This window comes from Floccifex sp., assembly GCF_051873555.1.
Lineage (GTDB): Bacteria > Bacillota_I > Bacilli_A > Erysipelotrichales > Erysipelotrichaceae > Floccifex.
This window is the reverse complement of record NZ_JBJEEY010000172.1, coordinates 1-24,750: the sequence shown is the minus strand read 5'-3', so window position 1 is coordinate 24,750 and position 24,750 is coordinate 1. Positions and strand designations below refer to the sequence as shown.

At 32.6% G+C, this 24,750-nt stretch carries 28 protein-coding genes, 1 tRNA gene and 1 other annotated feature; of the genes, 20 read left to right on the top strand and 9 right to left on the bottom strand.

Annotated features, from left to right (window positions below; translation table 11 throughout):
* Positions 1 to 32 precede the first annotated feature (32 nt).
* Genes ACI32A_RS10050 through deoC form a run of 6 tightly spaced genes read right to left on the bottom strand, consistent with a single transcriptional unit; the run spans position 33 to position 5,083 of the window.
* Entirely contained in the window at positions 33 to 947 is a 915-nt protein-coding gene (locus tag ACI32A_RS10050) for a hypothetical protein (protein ID WP_439754927.1), read from the bottom strand.
* Between the two features lie 23 nt (positions 948 to 970).
* Positions 971 to 2,161, bottom strand: a complete 1,191-nt coding sequence (locus ACI32A_RS10045) for a phosphopentomutase (RefSeq protein ID WP_439754926.1) — start codon at positions 2,159 to 2,161, stop codon at positions 971 to 973.
* A 40-nt stretch (positions 2,162 to 2,201) separates the two neighbouring features.
* Entirely contained in the window at positions 2,202 to 2,618 is a 417-nt protein-coding gene (locus ACI32A_RS10040) for a C-GCAxxG-C-C family protein (RefSeq protein ID WP_439754925.1), read from the bottom strand.
* Positions 2,618 to 3,484: an SDR family oxidoreductase gene (locus tag ACI32A_RS10035; RefSeq protein ID WP_439754924.1), complete on the bottom strand. Its 867-nt coding sequence runs from the start codon at positions 3,482 to 3,484 to the stop codon at positions 2,618 to 2,620. Before ACI32A_RS10035 ends, ACI32A_RS10040 begins: the two co-directional genes overlap by 1 nt.
* 2 nt (positions 3,485 to 3,486) lie before the next feature.
* Positions 3,487 to 4,407: a class I mannose-6-phosphate isomerase gene (locus ACI32A_RS10030; protein WP_439754923.1), complete on the bottom strand. Its 921-nt coding sequence runs from the start codon at positions 4,405 to 4,407 to the stop codon at positions 3,487 to 3,489.
* 1 nt (position 4,408) lies between these two features.
* Entirely contained in the window at positions 4,409 to 5,083 is a 675-nt protein-coding gene (gene deoC / locus ACI32A_RS10025; protein WP_439754922.1) for a deoxyribose-phosphate aldolase, read from the bottom strand.
* A gap of 130 nt (positions 5,084 to 5,213) precedes the next feature.
* Between deoC and ACI32A_RS10020 the strand changes: the two genes are divergently transcribed.
* The 5 genes from ACI32A_RS10020 to ACI32A_RS10000 are packed head-to-tail and all read left to right on the top strand — an operon-like array spanning position 5,214 to position 8,844.
* Positions 5,214 to 5,777 (top strand): GNAT family N-acetyltransferase, encoded by a 564-nt coding sequence (locus ACI32A_RS10020; RefSeq protein ID WP_439754921.1) that lies wholly within the window; start codon positions 5,214 to 5,216, stop codon positions 5,775 to 5,777.
* Complete coding sequence (locus ACI32A_RS10015) at positions 5,774 to 5,977, top strand: hypothetical protein (protein ID WP_439754920.1); 204 nt, start codon at positions 5,774 to 5,776, stop codon at positions 5,975 to 5,977. The genes ACI32A_RS10020 and ACI32A_RS10015 overlap by 4 nt, the downstream gene beginning before the upstream one ends.
* A 55-nt stretch (positions 5,978 to 6,032) precedes the next feature.
* Positions 6,033 to 6,596 carry a GNAT family N-acetyltransferase gene (locus ACI32A_RS10010; RefSeq protein ID WP_439754919.1) on the top strand — a complete coding sequence of 188 codons (564 nt, stop codon included), beginning with the start codon at positions 6,033 to 6,035 and terminating at the stop codon, positions 6,594 to 6,596.
* Positions 6,587 to 8,302 (top strand): Hsp70 family protein, encoded by a 1,716-nt coding sequence (locus ACI32A_RS10005; protein ID WP_439754918.1) that lies wholly within the window; start codon positions 6,587 to 6,589, stop codon positions 8,300 to 8,302. Before ACI32A_RS10010 ends, ACI32A_RS10005 begins: the two co-directional genes overlap by 10 nt.
* On the top strand, positions 8,293 to 8,844 hold the full coding sequence (locus ACI32A_RS10000) for a DnaJ domain-containing protein (protein ID WP_439754917.1): 552 nt from the start codon (positions 8,293 to 8,295) through the stop codon (positions 8,842 to 8,844). Before ACI32A_RS10005 ends, ACI32A_RS10000 begins: the two co-directional genes overlap by 10 nt.
* Before the next feature lie 37 nt (positions 8,845 to 8,881).
* On the opposite strand, the gene ACI32A_RS09995 is transcribed toward ACI32A_RS10000, so the two are convergent.
* Positions 8,882 to 8,968 (bottom strand) — tRNA-Leu (locus ACI32A_RS09995).
* Positions 8,969 to 9,091: 123 nt separating this feature from the next.
* Here ACI32A_RS09995 and carB point away from each other — a divergent pair.
* The 7 genes from carB to ACI32A_RS09960 all read left to right on the top strand — a co-directional run bounded on the left by carB (position 9,092) and on the right by ACI32A_RS09960 (position 16,646).
* Positions 9,092 to 12,307 (top strand): carbamoyl-phosphate synthase large subunit, encoded by a 3,216-nt coding sequence (gene carB, locus ACI32A_RS09990; RefSeq protein WP_439754916.1) that lies wholly within the window; start codon positions 9,092 to 9,094, stop codon positions 12,305 to 12,307.
* Between the two features lie 79 nt (positions 12,308 to 12,386).
* The gene (locus ACI32A_RS09985; RefSeq protein WP_439754915.1) at positions 12,387 to 12,605 is read left to right on the top strand and encodes a hypothetical protein; all 219 of its coding nucleotides are present in this window, start codon (positions 12,387 to 12,389) and stop codon (positions 12,603 to 12,605) included.
* A gap of 56 nt (positions 12,606 to 12,661) precedes the next feature.
* Positions 12,662 to 14,440: an aminopeptidase P family protein gene (locus ACI32A_RS09980; RefSeq protein ID WP_439754914.1), complete on the top strand. Its 1,779-nt coding sequence runs from the start codon at positions 12,662 to 12,664 to the stop codon at positions 14,438 to 14,440.
* Positions 14,441 to 14,457: 17 nt separating this feature from the next.
* Positions 14,458 to 14,943, top strand: a complete 486-nt coding sequence (locus ACI32A_RS09975; RefSeq protein WP_439754913.1) for a CpXC domain-containing protein — start codon at positions 14,458 to 14,460, stop codon at positions 14,941 to 14,943.
* 4 nt (positions 14,944 to 14,947) lie between these two features.
* Positions 14,948 to 15,973, top strand: coding sequence for a UDP-glucose 4-epimerase GalE (gene galE / locus ACI32A_RS09970; protein WP_439754912.1), 1,026 nt, complete (start codon positions 14,948 to 14,950; stop codon positions 15,971 to 15,973).
* The gene (gene mscL / locus ACI32A_RS09965) at positions 15,970 to 16,371 is read left to right on the top strand and encodes a large conductance mechanosensitive channel protein MscL (protein WP_439754911.1); all 402 of its coding nucleotides are present in this window, start codon (positions 15,970 to 15,972) and stop codon (positions 16,369 to 16,371) included. The genes galE and mscL overlap by 4 nt, the downstream gene beginning before the upstream one ends.
* 62 nt (positions 16,372 to 16,433) lie before the next feature.
* Positions 16,434 to 16,646 (top strand): response regulator, encoded by a 213-nt coding sequence (locus tag ACI32A_RS09960; RefSeq protein WP_439754910.1) that lies wholly within the window; start codon positions 16,434 to 16,436, stop codon positions 16,644 to 16,646.
* 202 nt (positions 16,647 to 16,848) lie between these two features.
* Here the strand turns inward: ACI32A_RS09960 and ACI32A_RS09955 are convergent, their stop codons facing one another.
* Complete coding sequence (locus ACI32A_RS09955) at positions 16,849 to 17,934, bottom strand: ISL3 family transposase (RefSeq protein WP_439754909.1); 1,086 nt, start codon at positions 17,932 to 17,934, stop codon at positions 16,849 to 16,851.
* A 558-nt stretch (positions 17,935 to 18,492) separates the two neighbouring features.
* Between ACI32A_RS09955 and ACI32A_RS09950 the strand changes: the two genes are divergently transcribed.
* Together ACI32A_RS09950 and ACI32A_RS09945 are read left to right on the top strand one after the other, a co-directional pair.
* Complete coding sequence (locus ACI32A_RS09950; RefSeq protein WP_439754908.1) at positions 18,493 to 18,903, top strand: response regulator transcription factor; 411 nt, start codon at positions 18,493 to 18,495, stop codon at positions 18,901 to 18,903.
* Positions 18,904 to 19,005: 102 nt separating this feature from the next.
* Entirely contained in the window at positions 19,006 to 19,359 is a 354-nt protein-coding gene (locus ACI32A_RS09945) for a hypothetical protein (protein WP_439754907.1), read from the top strand.
* On the opposite strand, the gene ACI32A_RS09940 is transcribed toward ACI32A_RS09945, so the two are convergent.
* Entirely contained in the window at positions 19,356 to 20,702 is a 1,347-nt protein-coding gene (locus ACI32A_RS09940; RefSeq protein ID WP_439754906.1) for an MATE family efflux transporter, read from the bottom strand. The genes ACI32A_RS09945 and ACI32A_RS09940 overlap by 4 nt on opposite strands.
* Before the next feature lie 91 nt (positions 20,703 to 20,793).
* Here ACI32A_RS09940 and ACI32A_RS09935 point away from each other — a divergent pair, with 91 nt between their 5' ends.
* The 6 genes from ACI32A_RS09935 (at position 20,794) to ACI32A_RS09910 (ending at position 24,679) form a co-directional block, all read left to right on the top strand.
* Positions 20,794 to 21,291, top strand: coding sequence for a YgjV family protein (locus ACI32A_RS09935; protein WP_439754905.1), 498 nt, complete (start codon positions 20,794 to 20,796; stop codon positions 21,289 to 21,291).
* Positions 21,288 to 21,857, top strand: coding sequence for a xanthine phosphoribosyltransferase (locus tag ACI32A_RS09930; RefSeq protein ID WP_439754904.1), 570 nt, complete (start codon positions 21,288 to 21,290; stop codon positions 21,855 to 21,857). The genes ACI32A_RS09935 and ACI32A_RS09930 overlap by 4 nt, the downstream gene beginning before the upstream one ends.
* Complete coding sequence (locus tag ACI32A_RS09925; RefSeq protein ID WP_439754903.1) at positions 21,850 to 22,200, top strand: DUF2200 family protein; 351 nt, start codon at positions 21,850 to 21,852, stop codon at positions 22,198 to 22,200. Before ACI32A_RS09930 ends, ACI32A_RS09925 begins: the two co-directional genes overlap by 8 nt.
* A 42-nt stretch (positions 22,201 to 22,242) precedes the next feature.
* Positions 22,243 to 22,451: a binding site (T-box leader), on the top strand.
* 39 nt (positions 22,452 to 22,490) lie between these two features.
* Entirely contained in the window at positions 22,491 to 23,258 is a 768-nt protein-coding gene (locus tag ACI32A_RS09920; RefSeq protein ID WP_439754902.1) for a transporter substrate-binding domain-containing protein, read from the top strand.
* 13 nt (positions 23,259 to 23,271) lie between these two features.
* The gene (locus tag ACI32A_RS09915; RefSeq protein WP_439754901.1) at positions 23,272 to 23,955 is read left to right on the top strand and encodes an amino acid ABC transporter permease; all 684 of its coding nucleotides are present in this window, start codon (positions 23,272 to 23,274) and stop codon (positions 23,953 to 23,955) included.
* Positions 23,948 to 24,679 (top strand): amino acid ABC transporter ATP-binding protein, encoded by a 732-nt coding sequence (locus ACI32A_RS09910; RefSeq protein WP_439754900.1) that lies wholly within the window; start codon positions 23,948 to 23,950, stop codon positions 24,677 to 24,679. The genes ACI32A_RS09915 and ACI32A_RS09910 overlap by 8 nt, the downstream gene beginning before the upstream one ends.
* Positions 24,680 to 24,750 lie beyond the last annotated feature (71 nt).

Below are 24,750 nucleotides of genomic sequence, written 5' to 3'. Positions count from 1 at the left end.
GGGGTGCTGTAACCCCTCGAATTTGTAAAAACTCAACTATTCGTTACAGCCCCTTCTTTCATGTCTTCTTCTGTAATTGGCCAATATAAATCAAATACTTCCTGATATACATCAAGATTTGTAGAACTATGTACTTTGGCAGCAAATAACTTTTCACCACGATTATTGACTTGTTCTAAAGAAATATCTTGAACTGGCTGCATAAATTGATATGAATTTGTTTTTCCAGTTAACCAGATATCTTTGTTGATATGTTCTACAGATGAATATTTTTGTAACATGGTTCCAAAACATAATTCTTCTGGATATAGACACATAGAGAAATTGGAAGAACAATAGACTTTGTTGTCAGCTAAGGCCAAAGCACTTTCATGTGTTAAAATAAACCATGGATATGTTAGATATACTGTATCTTCAATGTTTCTTTTTTTGAATTGTTTAACAATACCAGCTGTCATAGAATTCATTCCACGAATCATTTTTGATTTTTGGAAATCAAATGAATTGGTAAAGAAAGCATAGTTTTGAATGCGTTCTTTTAATTCTGAATCTATGTCAGTATTCGATTGTACATAATATAAATCTTTATGATTTAAACTTTCTAAAAAAGAATCCATTTCATTTTTATGAACCAAAGGAATCATTCCATCCGTTAAATTAATGAAATAATCATATTCAAATTCATATTCTTCTTCTATTTTTAAAGCATCTTCAATCTGACAAATAAAACCTCTTGGCATGGATAAATCAGCTGGAAGAGCAGCGGATTGAACAGTAGAAATATTGCATCTAGGTTCATCTGCATAAGCTAAGAAAACTTCATCTCTTAAATCATCGTTATTAATCATAATATAGACATCATCACCGGCATCTAAAATTTTATCAATGTTTTCTGTAATTTCTTCATAATTTTTTTCTGTATATAACATTAGATAAGCAATTCTCATTTTAATTCACCTCAATGAAAATATTATAACATTTTGTCCAATATCGAACAACCAATATGATTATCAAGTCTAGATAATTCAAAGTTATCTAATAAAGTCATTCCAATTGTTCCAAAAGAATCTTGTAGAGCCAATGGGCCACTATTTTTCATAGAAGGCGAATAAACCATTAAAGGAACCATTTCCTTTGTATGATCTGTTCCAGTATGTGTGGGATCATTTCCATGATCGGCTGTAATGATTAATAAATCATCTTCTTTTAATTTCGATAAAACCACACCTAAATTTACATCAAAAGCTTCTAATTCTTGGCCATATCCAATTGGATTTCTTCTGTGTCCCCATTTCGCATCAAAATCCACTAAATTCACAAAACAAAGACCCGTAAAATCTTTTTCCATGACTTCAAGTGTTTGTTGCATACCATGGACACTGGATTTAGAATGATATGATTCACAAATGCCTTGACCATTAAAAATATCTTCAATTTTTCCAATTCCAATCACATGGAAACCATTCTCTTTTAATACATCCAATGTCGTTTTTCCAAAAGGAGAAAGGGCATAATCATGTCGATTGCTTGTCCGTATAAATTTTCCATTCTCCTTAATATAAGGACGCGCAATAACACGACCCACTTTCCATTCTGGTTTCATGGTAATATTACGAGCTATTTGGCAACAACGATACAATTCTTCTAAACCCATTGTATTTTCATCACCACAAATTTGAAGAACTGAATCCGCAGACGTATACACAATCATCTTCTGAGAATGACTGTCAATTTCTTCCTGTGCTAATTCCTCTAATATTTCGGTTCCACTGGCCGCTTTGTTTCCAATCACAATATGTTCTGTTTGTTTTTCAAGTTCCTGTATCAATTCATCTGGAAAACCATGATCGGTAAAAGTAATAAAAGGTTCTGTAATATGCAATCCCATCATTTCCCAATGCCCAGTCATTGTATCTTTTCCAACACTCATTTCATTCATTTTTCCGTAATATCCAATGGGATGTTCATCAACAATGGCATGCATAGGTTTTTGAATTTGTCCCAATCCCATTTTCATTAAATTTGGAATATTGAATGGATTCATGTGAAGATCAATGTGCGCAAAGGTATTTGTATTTTCATCTCCATATTCTTTGGCATTATACATAGCCCCTACACCAAATGAATCAATCACAATGGTAAATACTCTTTTATATTTCATAGAAATATTGTAGCACAAAAAAAAGAATAGGACACATATCCTATTCATGATTGATTCCCAATTCCATCATTGTTTTTTCCATAGCCTTTGCTGCTTTTAAACAAGTCGGCAAACACTTTTCTTCTTTCGAATGAAATTGTGGTTTGATTTCGCTGCAATTGATGCCATTTAATTCATCTTTAAAATTACGTACACACTTTTGAACAGCAGGACGAAAATCAGTTAATTGATCATGGGCTTTTGTTTCAATGATTTTTTTAGATAAAGAAGCTACACAGCCAACTAAGGCACCGCATGTACTTCCAATAAACATACCACCACCAAAACCAGCCATCACTTTCATGTCTTCTTCCATTAAAGAAAGACCATAATATTCGTTACAAGCGTGTAATAAAGTTTCAGCACAATTGTAGTCATATTCGACATAATATTTGCGAGTTAAATCTTGTAAATTCATTATTTTATCCACCCAAATTCTTTTAAAATTTCTTGTACATCTTCTTCAAAAGTCGCAAAGTGAATACCATAAGATTGAATTTTTGAACTATCTAAACGATAGTCACGGAAACGATCACTGTAACGATCCTTGTTTGGAAGAATGATTTGATCAATGATTTCTTCTTTTACATTTAATGTACGAGCAATGTATTTAGCTGCCTGATATGTATTAAATTCATTGGAACTGGCACAATGATAAATACCTGTTGGAAGTTCTATAATACGATCAAATTGAGTCGCAATGTGTTTGGCATATGTCAAACATCGTTTTTCATTTACAGTAAATAAAGTCGGTGTATTTGTTATTAAAGCCTTCATTACATTTTGAACGATGTTGGGACTAGATTTGATGCCATCAAAAGACAAGCCCATTTGCCAGGAATAACGAAGAATGACATAATCGTTTAATTGCGATTGAATCAATGCTTCACAATCGGCTTTATTTTGTCCATAAACTGTAACAGCCTTTAATGGTTCATCTTCTTTAAAAGGACCCTTTTCTTCTTTTCCATTAAAAGACTGTTCCGTTCCACTAAAAATTAAACGCGCCTTGTTTCTTTTACAAGCTTCAATGATTTTTTGTGTAGATTGAACATTGATTTTATTGGCTAATTCTGGATTTTGTTCACATAAAGCCGTTGTTGCATTTGCTGCAGTATGGAAACAAATATCAAATTCTTTATCCGATAAAAATTCTTCGACTTGTTCAGGACAAGATAAATCCGCATTTTTTCTTGTCATCTTGATGTAGTTGAATTCAGGATGTTCTTTCATACACAAAGAAGCGAGATATCCATTGGCACCTGTTACTAAAATAGTTTTCATTATTATCCTTTCTTAACTCGGCTATACAGCAAGTGAGCCCCTTGTTTGATTGTGATTTTCTTTGCACTATAAGGAACAAACATAGAGTCATATTGAGGAAGAATCATTTCCTGGTCTTCCCAGATAATTGTAGCATCATTTCCCATATTCGATAAAATGAAATAAGAATCTTTTGTTTCAATTTCCATATCTTTTTCTAAGAATAAATCATCAACTCTATAACATTCAGTATCCCCTAAGCAATGTGTAACATTTTGAGCACGTGTAACTGTTGGCTGTAAATTGAAGTCACAAACCGCAAATGAATCTTCTAAATGAAGTGGACGTCCATTTCCATTGGCATCTTTACGATTATAGTCATAGAAACGATACGTTGTATTGGAGTTTGTTCCGACTTCAATAGCTAAAATATCTTTTCCCAGTGCATGAAGCATTCCCATCGGAATCACAACAAAGTCACCTTTTTTAACATCTACATAATTTAAATATTGCTCCAATGTTCCATCTTCTACTGCTTTTTTCAAAACTTCTTTATCATTTGTTTTGGTACCCGCTACTAAAGTGGCACCATCAACAGCATCTAAGATATACCAGCTTTCATGTTTTCCAAAATCATTAGAATGAGCCAAACCATATTCATCGGTTGGATGACATTGAATACTTAAACGATCTTGTGTATCAAGATAGGCAACACGTAACAATTCATGAGCTGTCATTCCAGGTCCTAAAATATCTTCAATATCTTCATCCACTAAATCCTGTAGAGTTTTTCCTTCTAGATTACGAATTTTATTCGTGCAATATGGATGAGCTGAAACTTCCCACCAAGTTCCATAGTTTTTATCATAGCCCCTTGCTTTTGAAAGATGATCGGATCCCCAGATTGTATAATCGGGAATGGGTTCTAACAACAATGGTTTCATTTTAAGCATTCTCCTTTTCAAATTCTTCCAAAATTTTTAAAGAACTTGAAGTTCCGATTCTTTGAGCACCAGCTTCAATCATAGCTTTACAAGTGTCCCAGTCACGAATACCACCAGCGGCTTTTACTTTCACTTGCCCTTGTACAGCTTCTACCATGATTTTTACATCTTCTACAGTGGCACCACCTGTACCAAATCCAGTAGATGTTTTAATGAAATCTGGTTTTACGTCTTTGGCAATTAAAGCCAATTGACGAATTTCTTCTTTTTCCAAGTAACAATTTTCAAAAATAACTTTACTGATGACATTGGCTTCACGACAAATTTTTACAATTTCTTCCATTTCATGACGAATATAATCCCAATTTCCCATTTTAGCTTGTCCAATATCAATCACATAATCAATTTCATCGGCTCCATCTTCAATCGCAATCTTTGTTTCTGCGATTTTAGAAGCCAAACCAGCTTGTCCTAAAGGAAAAGAAATGGCAGCTCCAACATGAACATCGCATCCCTTTAATTGTTCTTTACAAAAACGAGTCCAAGTCGTATTAATCGCAACCATGCAAGCTCCTATTTCTCTTGCTTCTGTACAAAGTTTTTCTAAGTCTTCATTTGTGGCAAATGGTTTTAAGTATGTGTGGTCAAAATATTTTGCTAATTCTTGTTTATTCATAACAATTCCTCCTGTGATTATTTTAAAACAAAAAAAAATAAAATTCAATATAATGTTATAACATTTAACCAAAACATAAAACTTTTCATTTATTCATTAATTTGATATACTCCTACAAAGGAGAAAAATTATGGCTAAAGTAGATTTATTGATTCCTTATATTGAAGGCGAAATGATAATCGCCAAAAAAACAATTTCAAAAGAATTTCCTTTAAAACAAGGATACACATACCAATCTTTTTCCAATCAATTTCAACAACCCATGATTGATTTATGTAAAGAATTAAAATATTCCATCGATTTAGAAACTATGATTCAAAAAGATCGAAACACATTCAAAGAACATTGTATTCTGGTTTGTAAAGACAATGAATTAATTGGATTTACAGGTTTATATAAAGATGAAGAAGGTTGTTTATATTTAGCTTATTTAGCTGTCAAAGAAAATCATCAAAGACAGGGAATTGCCAAAGCAATGGTAACGAAGATATGCATGCAATTTGATCGCATCAAAGGGAAGTTTCCTTTATATGCTAAAGTGAATGCACAATCTTATATTGCCATTATGTTACTGGCACGATTAGAGTTTACTCCTTTTTTAGGGGCAACAAATGATAAAACAGAAGAAGAGTCACAAAAAGATTGGACACAAATTACAGAAATATTAAAAGAAAAAACAAAGGAGGGGCTATGATCTGGATTGGAGTTATTGCGATTTTAGAAGCCCTATATATCGGATATCTCAAAAGCCGGGATTCCTATATCATTGAAAAACTCAATGAAACAATTAAAGATTTGATTCATGCGATTAATCGCATATTAAAAGACTATGAAATTAAAGATGCACAAGAATATTTAAAAAATATACGAAATACCAAAATTGAAGTGAAATAACTTCATTTTTTTTATTGGTATTTATATTCATAAAGAAAGATGTTATATTGTTTTTATGAACAAAATAGGAACACAAACACTACAAACAAATCGATTGATTTTAAGACAATTTCAAATACAGGATGCTTTTCAAATGTATAATAACTGGGCAAACGATGAAAAAGTTACACATTATTTAACTTGGCCTGTACATGATAGTGTAGAAGTAACAAAAAATATTTTAAATCTTTGGATAAAACAATATGAGAATTTAAATTATTATCAATGGGCCATTGAATTAAAAGAAACACATCAAGTTATTGGAAGTATTGGTGTTACCAATGAAATGGATGAACGCTTACAATGTGCGCATATTGGATATTGTATAGGAACGAAATGGTGGCATAAAGGCTATACCAGTGAAGCTTTACAAGAAGTGATTCGCTTTTTATTTGAAGAAGTAAATGTTGTACGAATTGAATCAAAACACAATAAAGAAAATATACATTCAGGACAAGTAATGAAAAAATGTGGCATGAAATATGAAGGTTGTTTAAGACAATCGGATATTGATAATCAAGGTTTTTATGATGCTTGTTTTTATGGAATAACAAAAGGAGACTATAAAAAATGTGTATAATTGGAATTGATTTAGGAACGACAAATAGCTTAGTTGTGACTTATAAAGATGGAAAAGAGCAATTGATTCCCAATTCATTTGGACAATATTGTACACCTAGTATTGTCAGTATTGACAATGAACAAATATATGTTGGAAAAATCGCAAAAGAGCGATTGATCACACATCCAGATACAACTTATAAATTATTTAAAAGACAAATGGGAACCGATATAAAATATGGTCCTTTTTCACCGACAGATTTATCTTCTTTTCTTGTTTTACAATTGATTGAAGACGCAAAAAATTATCTGCAAGAAGAAATTGAAGAAATAATTATTTCGGTTCCAGCTTATTTTAATGCCTTTGCACGACAAGCGACTAAAGACATTCAAAACAAATGTGGTATTCCCATTCATCGATTGATCAATGAACCCAGTGCAGCTGCCTTATATTGCCATCAAAATGATGACTTTGAAACCTTTGTTGTTTTTGATTTTGGAGGTGGAACACTGGATGTATCGATTGTAGATTGCTTTGAAAATGTTATTAGTATTGTATCTATTGCAGGAAACAATGTATTAGGTGGATGTGACATTGATTTAATAATTGCTCAATATTTTTGTCAAAAAAATCAAATTTCTTTTTCACTTTTATCCAAAGAAAACAAAGAAACACTTCTTCGTATAAGTGAAAAAACCAAGATTATACTTTCTGATCAAAGAGAAAGTACAATGTGTATGTACATCCAAAATCAGAAAATGGAATGTAAAATCAATCAGGATATTTTATATGATATTTGTCAACCCGTTTTTTCGGCTTGTAAACAAGTGATTGGAAAAGCTGTAAAAGAAAGTGGCTATCAGGCTAAAGATTTAGATGCCATGATATTGGTAGGTGGTTCATCTAAAATGAAAGTGCTTCATACATATTTAGAAGAAACGATGAATATTCCCATTCGAAAAATGGATAAAAACGAAGAATTTGTAGCTCTTGGATTGGCAAAATATATAGGAATCAAACAAAGAGAAGATTCAGTCAAAGATTTAGTATTGACAGATATTTGTCCTTTTTCATTGTGTACATCCATCATCAATCGAAACAATGTTCAAATTGATTTATCAAAAGTTATTATTCCTAAAAACAGTGTTTTACCAACTTCAAAAACAGTGTATCTACAAACATCGTATGTAGGACAAGATCATGTAGATATCCATGTCTATCAAGGCGAAGCTATGTATGCTAAAGATAATTTATTATTGGGTTGTGTAAAAATTGATGTACCAGTTAATCAAAAAGACTTTGAACAATTTCAATTGACATATACATACGATATTAATTCTATGTTGTATCTGGATTTTTATATTTGTTCGACAAAAGAACATAAATATTATGTGGTGGATAATAATCAATGTATTCAATCCATCGACAATCAAAAAGAAATGAAAAACATTATCGAAACTTCTTATTCACTTCATAAAAATAATGAATACGATTATATGCAATCACGTATTCAACGCATGTTTCAAGAAGAAAATGAAGCCATCCAGAAATATTTATATCAATTATCTATTGACTTTGAAAATACTTTCAATAATTGTCAAACACTTAAACAGAAAAATGAATTATTGAATCAAGTTGTTAAAATTTTAGATGAAATTGAATATCAGCAAGATATTGAAAATCTGGATATTTTTTCAAAAGAAGAGGAAACAATATGGAATTAGATATATGGAAAATATTAGGAATTCAGGCAACGAAAGATAAGAAAGCCATCAAAAGAGCGTATGCAAAGCAATTGAAGCTTCATCATCCTGAAGAAGATCCTGAAGGCTTTCAATTGCTTCATGAAGCATATGAATTGGCTTTAGAACAAAAAGAAGTAAAAATTGAAAAAGTTGTTCAAAAAGATATGGATTCACCACCTCCTATTCCCATTCAAAAAGAATTATTTAAAGAAGATAGTGAAAAAGAAGTGGTTTGGAAATTACCAGAAAAAATGGGATATTCGCAACTATATGAATATCTATTTCAATCGGATTTTGTGGAATATCTAAAAAAACATCCCGAAATGGAAGATGAACTCATAAAGAAAACACATTTTAAAATCAAACAAAAAGAGGATGTTCTTCTAAATCAAATGGAATATTTACAATTGCATCGTTTGAAACAAAAACTCTATAAAGAAATGATTCCCATTGAAAAACAACCCATATTTTATATTTATATTTTAATTGTTGTGATTCTAATTTGTATTATTATTCTATAAAATAAAAAAACTCGAAGCTTCGAGTTTCTTTTTTTAATGGTGGGGACGGAGGGACTTGAACCCTCACGGTGTTACCACCAACGGATTTTAAGTCCGTTGCGTCTGCCTATTCCGCCACGACCCCAACTGACTTTAATAGTATATACAATTTATAACTTGAATGCAAGTAAATATTTTAAAAAAAATATTATTTCAATTCGATTTTGGATACTGTATAATGACATAGATAAGTGAATAGGAGAACTATATGCCAAAGAGAACAGATATAAATAAAGTATTAGTCATTGGTTCGGGTCCTGTTATCATAGGACAAGCCGCTGAATTTGATTATTCAGGAACACAAGCATGTAAGGCTTTACGAAAACTAGGATATGAAATTGTTTTAGTCAATTCCAATCCAGCTACCATAATGACCGATCCCGAAACAGCGGATGTTACGTATATTGAACCCCTTAATTTAGATCGATTAACACAAATCATTGAAAAAGAAAGACCAGATGCTTTACTTCCAAATTTAGGAGGACAATCGGCTTTGAATTTATGTTCTGAATTAAGTCAAGCCGGTGTTTTAGAAAAATATCATGTTGAAGTATTGGGTGTTAAAGTGGATGCCATTGAAAAAGGAGAAGACCGCTTAGCTTTTAAAGAATCGATGAATGCATTAAACATTGAAATGGCTCGTTCAGAAATTGCCAATACAGTTGAACAAGCCATTGAAATTGCATCTAAACTCGGATATCCTGTAGTGGTTCGTCCAGCCTATACAATGGGAGGGGCTGGTGGAGGCCTTGTCTACAACATCGATGAATTAAAAACAGTTGTAGCACGTGGTCTTCAAGCAAGTTTAGTACATGAATGTTTAATTGAAGAATCCATTTTAGGATGGGAAGAATTAGAAGTTGAAGTGGTACGTGATGCCAAAAATAATATGATTACAGTATGTTTTATTGAAAATATTGACCCAATGGGCGTTCATACTGGAGATTCTTTCTGTGCCGCTCCAATGTTGACAATTTCTCAAGAACTACAAGATCGTTTAAAAGATATGGCATTCCGTATTGTGGAATCCATTAATGTCATTGGAGGAACCAATGTACAATTTGCACATGACCCTAAAACAGATCGTGTCTGTGTAATTGAAATCAATCCAAGAACATCTCGTTCATCAGCTTTAGCATCGAAAGCGACTGGTTTTCCAATTGCTTTAGTTTCTGCAATGTTAGCAGCTGGATTGACTTTAGATGAAATTGAATGTGGAAAATATGGGACATTGGATCGATATGTACCAGATGGAGACTATGTTGTCATCAAATTTGCTCGCTGGGCTTTTGAAAAGTTCAAAGGAGCTAAAGATGAATTGGGAACACAAATGCGTGCTGTGGGCGAAGTTATGTCAATTGGAAAGACATACAAAGAAGCTTTCCAGAAAGCTATTCGTTCTTTAGAAAAAGGATGCTATGGATTAGGACATGTAAGTCATTTAGATGAATATTCAAAAGAAGAATTGCTGCAGAAAATGAGTGTACCAACTTCTATGCGTCAATTTATTATGTATGAAGCACTAAGAAAAGGAGCTTCTATTGAAGAAATTCATCAAATCACAAAAATCAAACATTATTTCATTGAACAAATGAAAGAATTAGTTGATCAGGAAGAAGAAGTATTGACATATCGTCAAAAAGAATTACCAGTCGATGTTTTAAAACAAGCCAAACAAAATGGTTTCTCAGATAAATATTTGTCACAAATATTAGAAGTAAAAGAAGAAGATATTCGTCATCAGCGTCTTGAAAATGGAATTGTTCAAACTTGGCAGCCGGTTCATGTTTCTGGAACAAAAGACAATGCTTATTATTATTCCACATACAATGATGTAGACCATGATGTTGTATCAAATGCGCAAAAAGTTATGATTTTAGGTGGAGGACCGAATCGAATTGGACAAGGAATTGAATTCGATTATTGTTGTGTACATGCGGCATTGGCATTGAAAAAATTAGGATTTGAAACTATTATTGTTAACTGTAACCCAGAAACAGTTTCAACTGACTATGATACATCCGACAAATTATATTTTGAACCGTTAACGTTAGAAGATGTATTGAGTATACATGAAAAAGAAAAACCAGTGGGTGTCATTGCTCAATTTGGTGGGCAAACGCCATTGAATTTAGCCAATGAATTAAAGAAAAATGGCGTCAATATTTTAGGAACAACACCAGAAACCATTGATATGGCAGAAGATCGTGATTTATTCAATGGTATGATGGAAAAATTAGGCATTCCAATGCCAGAATCAGGAATGGCTGTAAATATAGAAGAAGCTTTAGAAATTTCAAAACGAATTGGCTATCCATTAATGGTTCGTCCTTCTTATGTTTTAGGTGGACGTGGAATGGAAGTTGTCTATGATGATAAAGATTTGAAAGAATATATGGCAGCCGCTGTAGGTGTTACACCAGATCGTCCAATTTTAATTGATCGATTCTTATCCAATGCCTTAGAATGCGAAGCCGATGCGATTAGTGATGGAGAAAATGTATTTGTTCCTGCCGTAATGGAACATATTGAATTAGCTGGAATTCATTCAGGTGACTCGGCTTGTATGTTACCAAGCAAGAATATTCCATTCCGTCATTTGAAATCCATTAAAGAATATACAAAGAAAATTGCCCGTGAAATGAATGTACGTGGATTGATGAATATGCAATATGCCATTGCTGATGACAAAGTCTATGTACTAGAAGCCAATCCAAGAGCCAGTCGTACGGTTCCATTGGTTTCAAAAGTATGTAACATCAATATGGTTAAACTGGCAACCGAGATTATTACTTGTTCCATCACAAATAATGAATCACCTGTACCAGCTTTAAAAGAAAAAATTATTCCTCATGTTGGTGTAAAAGAAGCAGTTTTCCCATTTAATATGTTCCCTGAAGTCGATCCTGTCTTAGGACCAGAAATGCGTTCAACTGGAGAAGTATTGGGATTGGGTTCTTCTTTTGGAGAAGGCTATTTTAAAGCACAGGAAGCTACACAAACGATATTACCTACAGAAGGAAAAATTTTAATTTCGGTAAATGATCGGGATAAAAAAGATTTAATTTCTTTGGCACAAGGTTATTATGATGCTGGTTTTGATTTGATTGCAACGGGTAAAACATATCAAATGATTAAGGACCGCAATATTCCTGTTGAATATGTCAAGAAAATGTATGAAGGACGTCCAAATATTGAAGATATTATCACAAATGGAGATATTTGTATGGTCATTAATACACCAAGTGGAAAACAAAGTATTCACGATGATAGTTATATTCGTAAATCAGCTATCAAGATGCATATTCCATATGTAACCAATATTGCAGCTGCGAAAGCTTCTTTAGATGGTATTATGGAAATTAAGATTCATGGTATGCATGAGGTACAATCTTTACAGGAATATCATAAACATATAAAATAAAAGGCGTTTGCCTTTTATTTTTAATTTGACATAAATAATGTCTATATTTCTTATATTGTATGTTCAGGAGGAGATAACTATGTCACATTGTGCCAAATGTATAAAAATGTTATTGTTGCTGAGTGAAAATGGAAAAATGAATTCAGCACAATTAGCCAGTGAACTGCAAACCAATACAAGAAATATAAGAGAATATCGAAAGGACTTGGAAGAATGTGGATTTGTATTCCAGTCTAAATCTGGAAGCAAAGGTGGCATTGAATTACTGAATTGTAAAATTCAGATTATTGAAAATTAAAGTGACTTATTTTTGATTTCGGTGTACACTTTTCTAAGTAAGAAAGAAGGGTCAATATGATTTCGAAACAATTATTAAAATTAAAACAAGCCATGGAACAACAAGATATACAAGCCTATATCATTCCAACCAGTGATTTCCATGATACAGAAACAGCTGCTGATTATTTTGCAGCGCGAAAATATTTTTCTGGTTTTACAGGAAGTGCAGGTGTTCTGGTTGTTTTAATCGATAAAGCGGCTTTATGGACCGATGGGCGTTATTTCATCCAAGCTGAAAATGAATTAAAAGACAGCGGTATTGATTTAATGAAACAAGGAATGGAAGGAACACCTTCGATTGAAGATTATATTATTCAAAATTTAAAAAATGGGCAAACAGTTGCCTTTGATGGACGTACCATTGGATTAAACGATGCCCGTAAATACAAAGCAAGCTTTGAACAAGCCAATCTACAATTAAGAGTAGACGTGGATTTGATTTCTGAAAACTGGGAAAATCGTCCTGAAATGCCACATGCTCAAACGTTCTATTATTCTGAAAAATATACAGGAAGAACAATTGGTCAGAAATTGGAAATGGTTCGAAAAGAAATGAAAGAAAATAAAGCCAATACATATGTGATTACAAAAATTGATGAAGTAGCCTGGCTTTATAATATTCGTGCCAAAGACATAGAAAATGTTCCACTTCCCATGTCATATGCTTTAGTGACAACAAAAGAAGCTATGTTGTATATCAATCAAAGTCGATTGGATGAAGTAAGTAGAGCAAAACTTGAAGAAGCACATGTACAAATTTGTGATTACGATCAAATTTATGATGATGTTTTAAAACAAGATGGGCCTGTTTTATTGGATCCATCTACTTGTAACTCCAGAATTGCAATGTCAATTTCTAAAACATTAGTGGAAACGATGAGCCCTATTATCACTTTGAAAGCCATTAAAAATGAAGTGGAATTGGAAAGTACAAAATGGGCACATATTAAAGATGGTGTAGCCGTGACAAAATTTATGTACTGGCTCAAACAAAATATTGGACAAATCGAAATCGATGAAATGAGTGCTTCTAAAAAATTAACACAATTTAGAGCACAGCAAGAAAATTATATTGAAGATTCTTTTACAACTATTCCAGCTTATAAAGAAAATGCAGCAATGATGCATTACCATGCTAAAGAAGGAAATTGTGCAAAACTAAAACCAGAAGGATTGTTTTTAGTGGATAGTGGTGGACATTATTTTGAAGGAACAACCGATATTACGCGTACCTTTGTATTAGGTGACATTACAGAAGAAGAAAAATACTGGTTCACAAAGGCCATGCGTTCACATATTCGTTTAGCAAAAGCTCATTTCTTATATGGATGCCACGGATATAATTTAGATATTCTTTCTCGTGGACCTTTATGGGATCAAGACATGGACTATCAATGTGGAACAGGACACGGTGTGGGACATTTATCCAATGTGCATGAATGTCCAAATGGATTTAGATGGCGCATTGTTCCTGAAAGAAATGATTCCTGTGTCTTAGAAGAAGGTATGCTACAAAGTAATGAACCAGGTGTTTATATTGAAGGAAAACTAGGGGTTCGCCATGAAAATGAATATGTTGTTGTGAAGGGGACAAAGAATTTCTATGGACAATTTATGGAATTTGAATGTTTGACATGGGTTCCATTTGATTCTTTAGGAATTGATTCTTCTTTAATGACAAAAGATGAAATTGAATGGTATAACTGGTATCAAAATGAATGTTATAATAAATTAGCATTTGCATTGAATCCAGAAGAAAAAGCATGGTTAAAAGAAATTTGTAAGCCTCTATGAAAGAGAGAATGTTTTTTATGACATGTCCACATTGTGGACATGTTTTTCAAATCAAAAGAGATACCTTTGCTATTGCAGGTATGAACTCTATTTTAGATCAAAGACTACAAGATGGAACTTATTTTACGCATGTATGCCAACATTGTTTTCAACCCTTTTATATGACATATCCATTTTTATATAGAGATGGAAAAAAACATTTTATTTTAATTTTATCCAATCAAAATGAATTTTCAAATCTTCCAGAAAATGAAAAAGTCATTATTTGTAAAAATGTAACTCAATTTCTTTTTTGTTTTAAAGTATGCAGCCAGCAATTAAATCTAACTTTTGTCTTGCACAAACAAAAACAACTGGAAAAGAAATACAATACAAAAGTAGAATTTGAATTCTATGATGAAAAAAATTCATGCCTGTGGTTTACAGTAAACCATGAAAAAATTGCACTTGTTTTAAAAAATTATGAAATACAAAATGTATATGATAGAATAATTTCGGGGTGAAATTATGAAGATTTTAGTAACAGGTGGAGCGGGTTATATTGGCTCTCATACATGTGTGGAATGTTTAAATGAAGGATATGAAGTTGTCATTGTTGATAATTTATATAATTCTAGTGAAAAAGCTATTCAGCGAATTGAACAAATCACATCAAAAAAAGTAAAATTTTATAAAACAGATATATTAGATACAGATTCTCTGGATTCAATTTTTTCAAAAGAAAACATTGATGCAGTGATTCATTTTGCAGGATTAAAAGCAGTGGGAGAAAGTGTAAGAAAACCTTTGGAATATTATCAAAATAATATTGCGGGTACATTGAGTTTATTAGAAGTGATGAAAAAACATAATGTTAAAAATATTATTTTTTCATCGAGTGCTACCGTTTACGGAAATCCTTCTATGATTCCTATTACGGAAGAATGTCCAAAAGGAGTTTGTACCAATCCATATGGATGGACAAAATGGATGTTAGAACAGATTTTAAGTGATCTTTATACATCCAATCCAGAGTGGAATGTGATGTTACTTCGTTATTTTAATCCAATTGGTGCTCATGAAAGTGGATTGATTGGTGAAGATCCAAAAGGTATTCCTAATAATTTACTTCCATATGTAGCCCAGGTCGCTATTGGAAAATTAGAATGTGTGGGTGTCTTTGGAAATGATTATGATACACCAGATGGAACAGGTGTACGAGACTATATCCATGTTGTAGACTTGGCAAAAGGCCATGTGAAAGCTTTGGAAAAAATCAAAGAAAAAGCGGGTTTAAAAGTTTATAATTTAGGAACTGGAAATGGATATAGTGTATTAGATGTCATTCATGCTTTTGAAAAAGCATGTGGACACGCCATTCCTTATCAAATTAAACCAAGAAGAGAAGGTGACATTGCGACTTGTTACTCAAAATGTGACAAAGCCTATGAAGAAATGGGATGGAAAGCGCAGTATACGTTAGATGAAATGGTGGCTTCCAGCTGGAAGTGGCAAACAATGAATCCAAATGGATATAAAGGAGAAGAAGAATGAAAAAATTTTTAGAAGAATTTAAGGCCTTTGCGTTTCGTGGAAATGTAGTGGATTTATCAATTGGGGTTTTAATTGGAGGTGCTTTTTCAGGATTGGTGGCATCTTTTACAAGTTGTATTATCAATCCAATTTTAGCTATTTTTGGAGATCCAAGCAAAGGATTGGGATGGGTCATTCCTTTACCAGGAGCTAGTGAAGGCATTTTAATTGGTGACTTTATTGGTGCTGTTATTAATTTCCTGATTATGGCTTTTGTGATTTTCATGATTATGAAATCATTAAATAAATTAGCTGCGATAGGTAAAAAAGAAGAAGAACCAGTTGTAGAAGAACAAAAAAAAGATCCACAGCTGGAATTATTAGAAGAAATTCGAGATTTATTAAAAGAAAACAAGTAGTATTTTCCAGTGACAATACTCTTTTTCTTATATATCGAAAAAAATTATGTTATAAAGTAAACATGAAACTATTGTATGCAGAAGATGAAAGAGATTTATCCCAGGCTATTGTAGATATTCTGGAATATCATCAATATCAAGTGGATGCCGTCTATGATGGACAAAGTGCATTAGACTTTGCTTTACAAATGGATTATGATGGCATTATTTTAGATATTATGATGCCAAAACTCGATGGCTATGAAGTATTAAAAATATTACGACAAAAGGGCTAACCAAAGTTAGTAGGGGTTTTTCCAAACCTGTAGGGGTCATTAATGGGGGTCAATAACAGTGGTCTCCATTTTCTCCAAACTTAATGGTGGGCATTTACAGGGGTCTAGACTATTCAAGAATAAAGCTTCTGAACTCTAGGTTAATATAGAATCTAGAAACAGAAGCTTTTTGTTATGCCTAATGATATTGACCAGTTATGTTTTATTTATTGTACTTGCCTCTTTTTTTGCCAATCGTATGAACTTCTTTGACGCTCTTAGGATTGCCTAATATTGGTGCATCATCACGTAAATGCCAAAGAATACGATTACGAGTAAAACGAAAGTTATCTATTCCATGCGAACTGGTTCTAAGTGCAGATGGAATGTTGTTGAAGGATTCTAAAGGACCATTGGATAAACGTCTTATGACGGATGGATTTGATGAAGAGCTAACGTAAATGAATGAATTTACTATAGATTCACGATATCTTATAAGCAGATTGGAGAAATCTCTGAATATTTTGATATCGCTATGTCTGTATATATCGATAAGCTCATCCAATCGCTTACTGGCACCACCAAGGTCATTGATAAAACTATCATTAAAATCTTCATATAAATCCTTAAGATCGCGAATAGATTTGAACTTATCATCCAATTCAAGAAAACACCTTTCCCAACTGTATGTATCCATGATTCTGTTTAATCTGTGATTGAATCTAGGCTCGTAATAATACCAATTCTTAGGATTTAATAAAAGTACCCATTTTGCCTGCTTGAGTATGTATACTTCGTCAGATTCCTTAATCGTTTGGTTATCCAGATTGTGATCACGATTCTTGTTTTCAAGTTTTTTCCTATCTAAAGCTTGGTATCTTTTCTTGACCTCATTGATATAGTTGTTTATCAAACGTAATAACCATTGCAGGACATGAAAGCTATCAGTGATTACCTTTGCATTAGGAAAATAAGAACTTGTATAATTAACATAAGGATCATACATGTCACAACATATGTATTCAACGATGGCTCTTTCTTCTCTTGGGATAGATAGAAAATACCTTTGGGTATATTCCTTTCTGCGACTTTCGATGATATCCAACACTTCACCAGTAATAAAATCCATGATAACCAGTGCATACTTGCAGGTAGGAGAAATATTGAGATATACCTCATCAATACAAATGAACTTTGTGAGTTTTAACCTTGGAAGATCTACATGACGCATGAATAACTGATGAACATAGGTATCTGATACCGAATACATCTTAGCAATTTGTATGCATGACAGTTTGATATCTTTCATCGTCATGATTATTTGAAAGTCAACGATCTTCGTTACCCGTTTCTTTTTTTCGATGAAGTTGAATTGATCATAGCAGGAGTAGGAACACTCAGGGTTAGAGCATTTCCAACGTCTACCGATTGCGGTTACTTCCAGTTTATATCCATCATTCAATATTTGATGATTAGGATGCCTTTCAAACCGTCCTTTGGAGTTTAGTTTATGTCCACATAATGGACAGGACATATCATGCTTGAGGTTTTTCATTATGGTGACTGATTTGGTGTTACCATTAACTGTGACATCGATAACTGATGAATCTTCATCAATCAGGTCTAAAATTTGTGCTATACTATTTTTGATAATTATCCCTTCTTTCTATTGATCATTAGACACAATCATATGATAGAAGGAAAAAGGTCGTAGTGTTAGTCATTTATCTAATTCTACGGCCTTTTTAAGTTTATTTAATTATCAATATATTATAAATGTCTGCCCCCCGTTAATCACCCCTGAAAACTTTGGATATTTTATTCATACCCCCATTATTGACCCCTGTTAACTAAACCCCTGTTAAATTTGGATATCCGACAAAAGGGATGTAAAACACCCATTTTATTTTTAAGTGCGAAAAGTCAAATAGAACATCAAATTAAAGGACTGGACTTAGGTGCCGATGATTATTTACCCAAACCATTTGATAGTCGAGAACTTTTATCTAGAATTCGTGCTATGTTAAGACGAAAAGAAGACTATACACCAGATATTTATTCTTTTGGAAATGTTGTTCTGGATTCTACAAAAAGTCAGATGAAAACAGAAAAGAAAGCAGTGATTTTATCGAAACTGGAATATCAGTTTATGGAATTTTTAATTCGAAATCAAGGTATTTATATTTCTACAGAAGAGTTATTTAATAAAATATGGGGATATAGCGATGCTGATATTGGTATAGCCTGGGTAAATGTATCGTATCTTCAAAAAAATTAAAAGAAATTGATGCCAAGTTCTGTATTCAAGTCAAAAGAGGTGAAGGATATTCATTGGAGTGGCGACATGAAAACAATATAGAAAAAATTTATTAAAACAGCCATGATTGCCATAACGACTTTATTGATTGTTATGTTATTTGTGTTAAATATTATTCATATTTATACAAATGTCAATGATTTACATCGAACATTGCAGGCTTTATTGAACCAAAATGAAATGAAAGAAAGAGTGCCTCGTTTCTTTGATAAAGAATTAAGCAAAGATGATTTACTGGCTTCCATTTATTTTACCGTGTATTTAGATGACAATGAAAATTTAGACAAGGAAACACAGGACTCAATTTTAGATATTTTTAAGGATTTATCTAGACAAGGAAAGTGCATTATCTTAGTGAGTCATGCCAAAGATGTGATAGAGGCGTGTGATGAAAAAATCGAATTAAAAGGTGCTTAGGCACCTTTTTCGTTTGGAAGTTTTCGATATAAGCTAAAATACATGGTAATAAAACAAGCCAATCCACCTATGACATTGGAAATGGGTTCTGCCCAGAATACACCTTCTATTCCCATAATTGTTGGTAAATAAATTGTTAAAGGAATGACGATGATAGCTTTTCGTAATAAAGAAAAGAAAATGGCTCGTTTAGCACATCCAAGAGCTTGAAATGTGCTTTGTCCACAGAATTGAAAGGCCATAAAACAAAATCCAATAAAATAGATATTTAAACAATGTGTTCCTTCTTTAATTATTTGAATATCACTGGTAAAAAGTGACATCAATACTTTTGGAAAGAAAATCACAAATAACCAGGCCGCAAATGTATAAATAATTCCAAAGAATACATTGAAACGAATGCCTTCTTTAACTCTTTGATATTGTTTAGCGCCATAATTATAGCCATTGACAGGTTGACAACCCGATCCCAGAGCTTGTACAGGAACCGATAATATTTCTCGTACACTGTTGATAATGGTCATAATGCCTAAATAAAGATCGCCACCATAGATGTTCAAAGTTTTATTGCAGATGATTTGAACACCGCAATTAGTTGCCATAACAATAAATCCAGATAAACCTAATGAAAGAATGTTTCCGATAAATTTTATTTGAGGCAGGCAATATTGTTTTTGAATGGTATATTGGCTTTTTTTCAAAAAGAATTGAATAACCCATAAAAAAGAAACAAATTGACCAATAACGGTGGCAATGGCAGCGCCTTGAATACCCATATGCAATCCAAAAATAAAAATAGGATCCAAAATAATATTTAAAATGGCACCAATACAAATGGTAATCATTCCCATTTTTGGATAGCCTTGTGCATTGATCATTCCATTTAAAGCCGTGGCAAACATAGAAAAGAATGTTCCCAGCAAATAGATATTTAAATATTGATTGGCATAGTAATAAGAAGACGTACTGGCTCCAAACGCAAATAAAATGGATTTTTTAAATATGAAACAAAGTATCATTAATATAATAGAAGTACTGGTGATTAAAAATACAGTTTGTCCTAAAATCCAATGGGCTTTTTCTTCGTCTTTTTGACCGCGTGCAATGGAAAATAAAGGCGTTGCACCAGATGCATATAATTGCGTAAAGGCGCCTATTAAAGTGGTTAATGGAAATACAATTCCAATTCCAGTTAATGCCATAGGACCAATATCAGGTAAATGACCAATATAAACACGGTCTATAACGTTATAAAGCAGTTGTACGAGTTGTGCCAGTAATAAAGGAATGGTTTGTATGAGTATAATTTTGGATACTTTTCCTTTTGAAAAATCATTTTGCATAAAAATATAATACTCTTATTTTTTTAAATAGAAAATGTTTTTAGCCTATACAGAAAACTATAAATCATGTACAATCAAAAAAGGTGATAAAATGAATTTATTAATAGGAAATGCGATTGCGTTATTGGGATCCTTTGTCATGATTGGCATTGGTTTTTTGAAAAAGAAAGAACAAATTATTTTAGCACAGTGTTTACAGTGTTTTTTTATGGGTCTTTCGAACTTGGTTTTAGGAGGCATTACAGGTGTTATTACGAATTTATTCACAATTCTTCGTAATTTGATTTCATTTAAAATTGAATTTAAATCCAATGTTAAGATTTTATTTATTGTTGTACAATGGATTTTAGCTTTTGTTCTCCATCAAATTCAGTGGATTAATTTATTGCCCATTCTTTCAACAAGTATTTTTACGTGGTATATGGATTGTAAAAATCCCATTACATTTAAAATCGTTGTGATTGGAACATTAATTATGTGGCTGATTTATGATTTTTCCATTCAAAACTATGTAGCATCTTTTTTTGATGTTATTACGATTTGTACAAATACATTTACATTAATTCAAATGAAGAAGAGGGCAATATGAAATTATTAGAGCAAAGAATTTTAAGGGAAGGTATTTTATTAGAGGGTGATGTTTTAAAAGTCGATAGTTTTTTAAATCATCAAATGGATGTAGAACTTTTACATGAAATGGGAAAGGAATTTTATACTTATTTCAAGAATCAGAATATTAATAAGATTTTAACGATTGAATCCAGCGGAATTGGTATTGCGGTTATGGCAGCTCAATTTTTTGGTTGTAAAGTTGTATTTGCGAAAAAAGGAAATTCCAGCAATGTAGGAAATGAAATTTATTCTTGTAAAGAAAAGAGTTATACAAGAAATGTAGAATATACTGTACAGGTTTCAAAAAAATATGTAAATGAAAACGATCGTGTATTGATTTTAGATGATTTTTTAGCGAATGGAGAAGCTTTAAATGCTTTAATTGATATTTGTAGACAAGCTAATGCACAAGTCATAGGTTGTGGTATTGCCATTACCAAAACATATCAGCCAGGAGAAAAACGAATTCAGGATATGGGAATACCGGTATATTCTTTAGCTCGTATAAGGGAAATGAAAAATGGAAGTATTGAATTTGAATAAAATATATTTTATGTCTTTTTCTAAAGTATATAAGGCTTTAGTAAATAAAGTTCTAAAAAAAGATGGAAAACAAGAAGATGTGGATTGGATTTTTTGCTGGTTCACGGGTTATTCAAAACAGGATTTAGAACAATATAGTAATTCGGATATTTGTTATGGGGATTTTTTGAGTCATGCACCTAGTTTGAATGAAAATCGATATCAAATTCAGGGAAGTATTTGTGGAATCAAGGTACAAGAAATGGAGCCTGGTTTTTTACAAGATGTTCGTTTTATTGATATATTAGTGGATGATTTATCAAAGGGAAGAAAAAATGGAAAAAATCTTAGGCTTTTACATTAAAAATAACTTGCATCGTACAAATTGATGTGTATAATAAACTTCATAAAGACAAAGAAAAGAAGAAGTACAGAATGGATTTTAAATAGAGAGGCAATGGCTGGTGGAAATTGTCAAAGGAAGTTTTGGAACGTGTCTTGGAGTCGCATTGTCGAAATTGGGAGGCAATGATCGTGTATTCGCGTTAAGAATGAGGCGCCATTTGTATAGAGCAAATGGAAGTTAGGTGGTACCGCGGCATTGACGTCCTTTCACAAATGAAAGGGCGATTTTTTTTTAGGAGGAAAAACGATATGAAAAAATTTATGAAATGGGCTTGTGCTGCTCTTATGGCTACTTCAATGGTAGCTTGTTCATCTTCAAATGATAGTGAAGATACAAAAGTTATCACAATTGGAATTTCACCAGACTATGCTCCTTATGAATCATTAAACACAGAAGGAGAAATTGTTGGATTTGATGTGGATATGGTAAATTTATTTGAAAAATATTTAAATGAAGACAGTGATGTTGTTTATTCATTGGAATTCAAACAAATGGATTTCGATAATATCATTACACAAATTCAAGGTGATCAAATTGATTTAGGTATTTCTGGATTCTCTTATGATTCTCAACGTGAAGTAGAATGGTCAAAAGCATATTTAGGATCTAGCCAGGTTGCGATTTTACCAGCTGATTCAGAAATTACTTCAATTGATCAATTAGAAGGAAAAAGTATTGCCGTACAAACGGGTTCAACAGGAGAAAAAGCTGCCAATGAAGTCAAAGATGCAAAAGTTTCTGGTTTAAAAAGCGTACAAGATATTATGAATGCTTTAGCAGCTCATCAATACGATGCAGCTATTGTGGATTCAGGTGTTGCGAAAAACTATGTTAATAACAGTGATTTCATTATGTTAGAAACTGCTTTATTAGATGAACAAAACTTTGTCATTGCGAAAAAAGGAAATACAGAAATCATTGATTTAATCAATACATGCATCGATAAATTCTTGGCAAGTGATGACTATGCGGATTTATGTGCAAAATATGAATTAAGTCCAGTTGTCAGTGAATAAGGAAGGATAAAACATGTTTGTTGCCTTTGATAAAGTATTTACAAGTGAAAATATTCTTTATCTGGGAAAAGGAGCGCTTTTGTCAGTGGCAATTGCCGCTCTTTCATTATTCATTGGATTGATTTTAGGGACATTGGGAGCCAGCGGTAGAAGAAGTAAACACATTATACCTCGCTTCCTTTCGTCTTTATATGTCACAGTCATTCGTGGAACACCTTTATTGCTTCAAATCTTAATGATTTTCTCTGTTATTCCATCTTTTTATACAGCATTAACAGGAAAAATCTTACGAATTGATCCAATTTTAATTGGAATCATTGCGATGAGCATTAACTCAGGTGCCTATCAGACTGAATTAATTCGATCTGGAATCAATGGTGTAGATAAAGGACAATGGGAAGCTTGTCAGACATTGGGATTATCCAATTGGCAAGCTATGAAGCTGGTCATTTTACCACAAGCTTTTAAGCGAATTATTCCACCTCTAATTAGTGAATTTATCACATTGATTAAAGATAGTTCTTTAATTAGTTGTATTGGAGCCGTGGAATTATTAAAGAGCTCCCAAGTATTAGGGGCTCAATATTTTGATGTCATGTCACCTTATATGCTGGCAGCTATCTTCTATTTAATTATGACCTTTGTTGTGTCTTATATTGGAACAAAAGTAGAAAAGAGGTTGGCTATCAGTGATTAGAGTGGAACATATTCAAAAAAATTTTGGAAAACTACATGCCATCAAAGATGTAAGTTTAACTATCAATAAAGGAGATATTGTTTCTTTAATTGGTCCAAGTGGATCGGGAAAGAGTACATTACTTCGTTGTATTCATGGATTGGAAATCATTGATCAAGGTAAAATCTATATCGATGATGAAGAAATGAATATCAATAATCCAGCTAAATATCGAGAACAACGAAATAAAATGGGATTTGTGTTTCAGCATTTTAATTTATTTCCAAATATGACAGTCTTAGAAAACTGTAATTTAGCACAAATACAAGTGTTAAAAAAAGATACCAAAGAAGCTGAAAAAGTAAGTCTACAGTATTTGGAAAAAGTTGGTTTATTAGATAAAAAAGATGCCTATCCCAATAATTTGTCTGGAGGACAAAAACAACGTGTAGCGATTGCCAGAGCGCTTTGTATGGAACCAGAAGTAATGTTGTTTGATGAACCAACCAGTGCTTTAGACCCGGAAATGATCAAAGAAGTACTGGAAGTTATGAAGGATTTAGGAAAACAGGGAATGACTATGATTGTCGTAACACATGAAATGGGTTTTGCACGAAAAGTTGGTACACGAGTGGTTTTCTTAGATCAAGGAGAAATTGTGGAAGAAAATACAAGTGAAGCCTTTTTTTCTAATCCACAAAGTGATCGTGCTAAAGATTTTTTAAGTAAAGTATTTTATGACTAAAGGCATCTTGCGATGCCTCAGAGTGTTGACAAACCCCCATATCTTTTAATAAAGGTATGGGGGTTTCAACA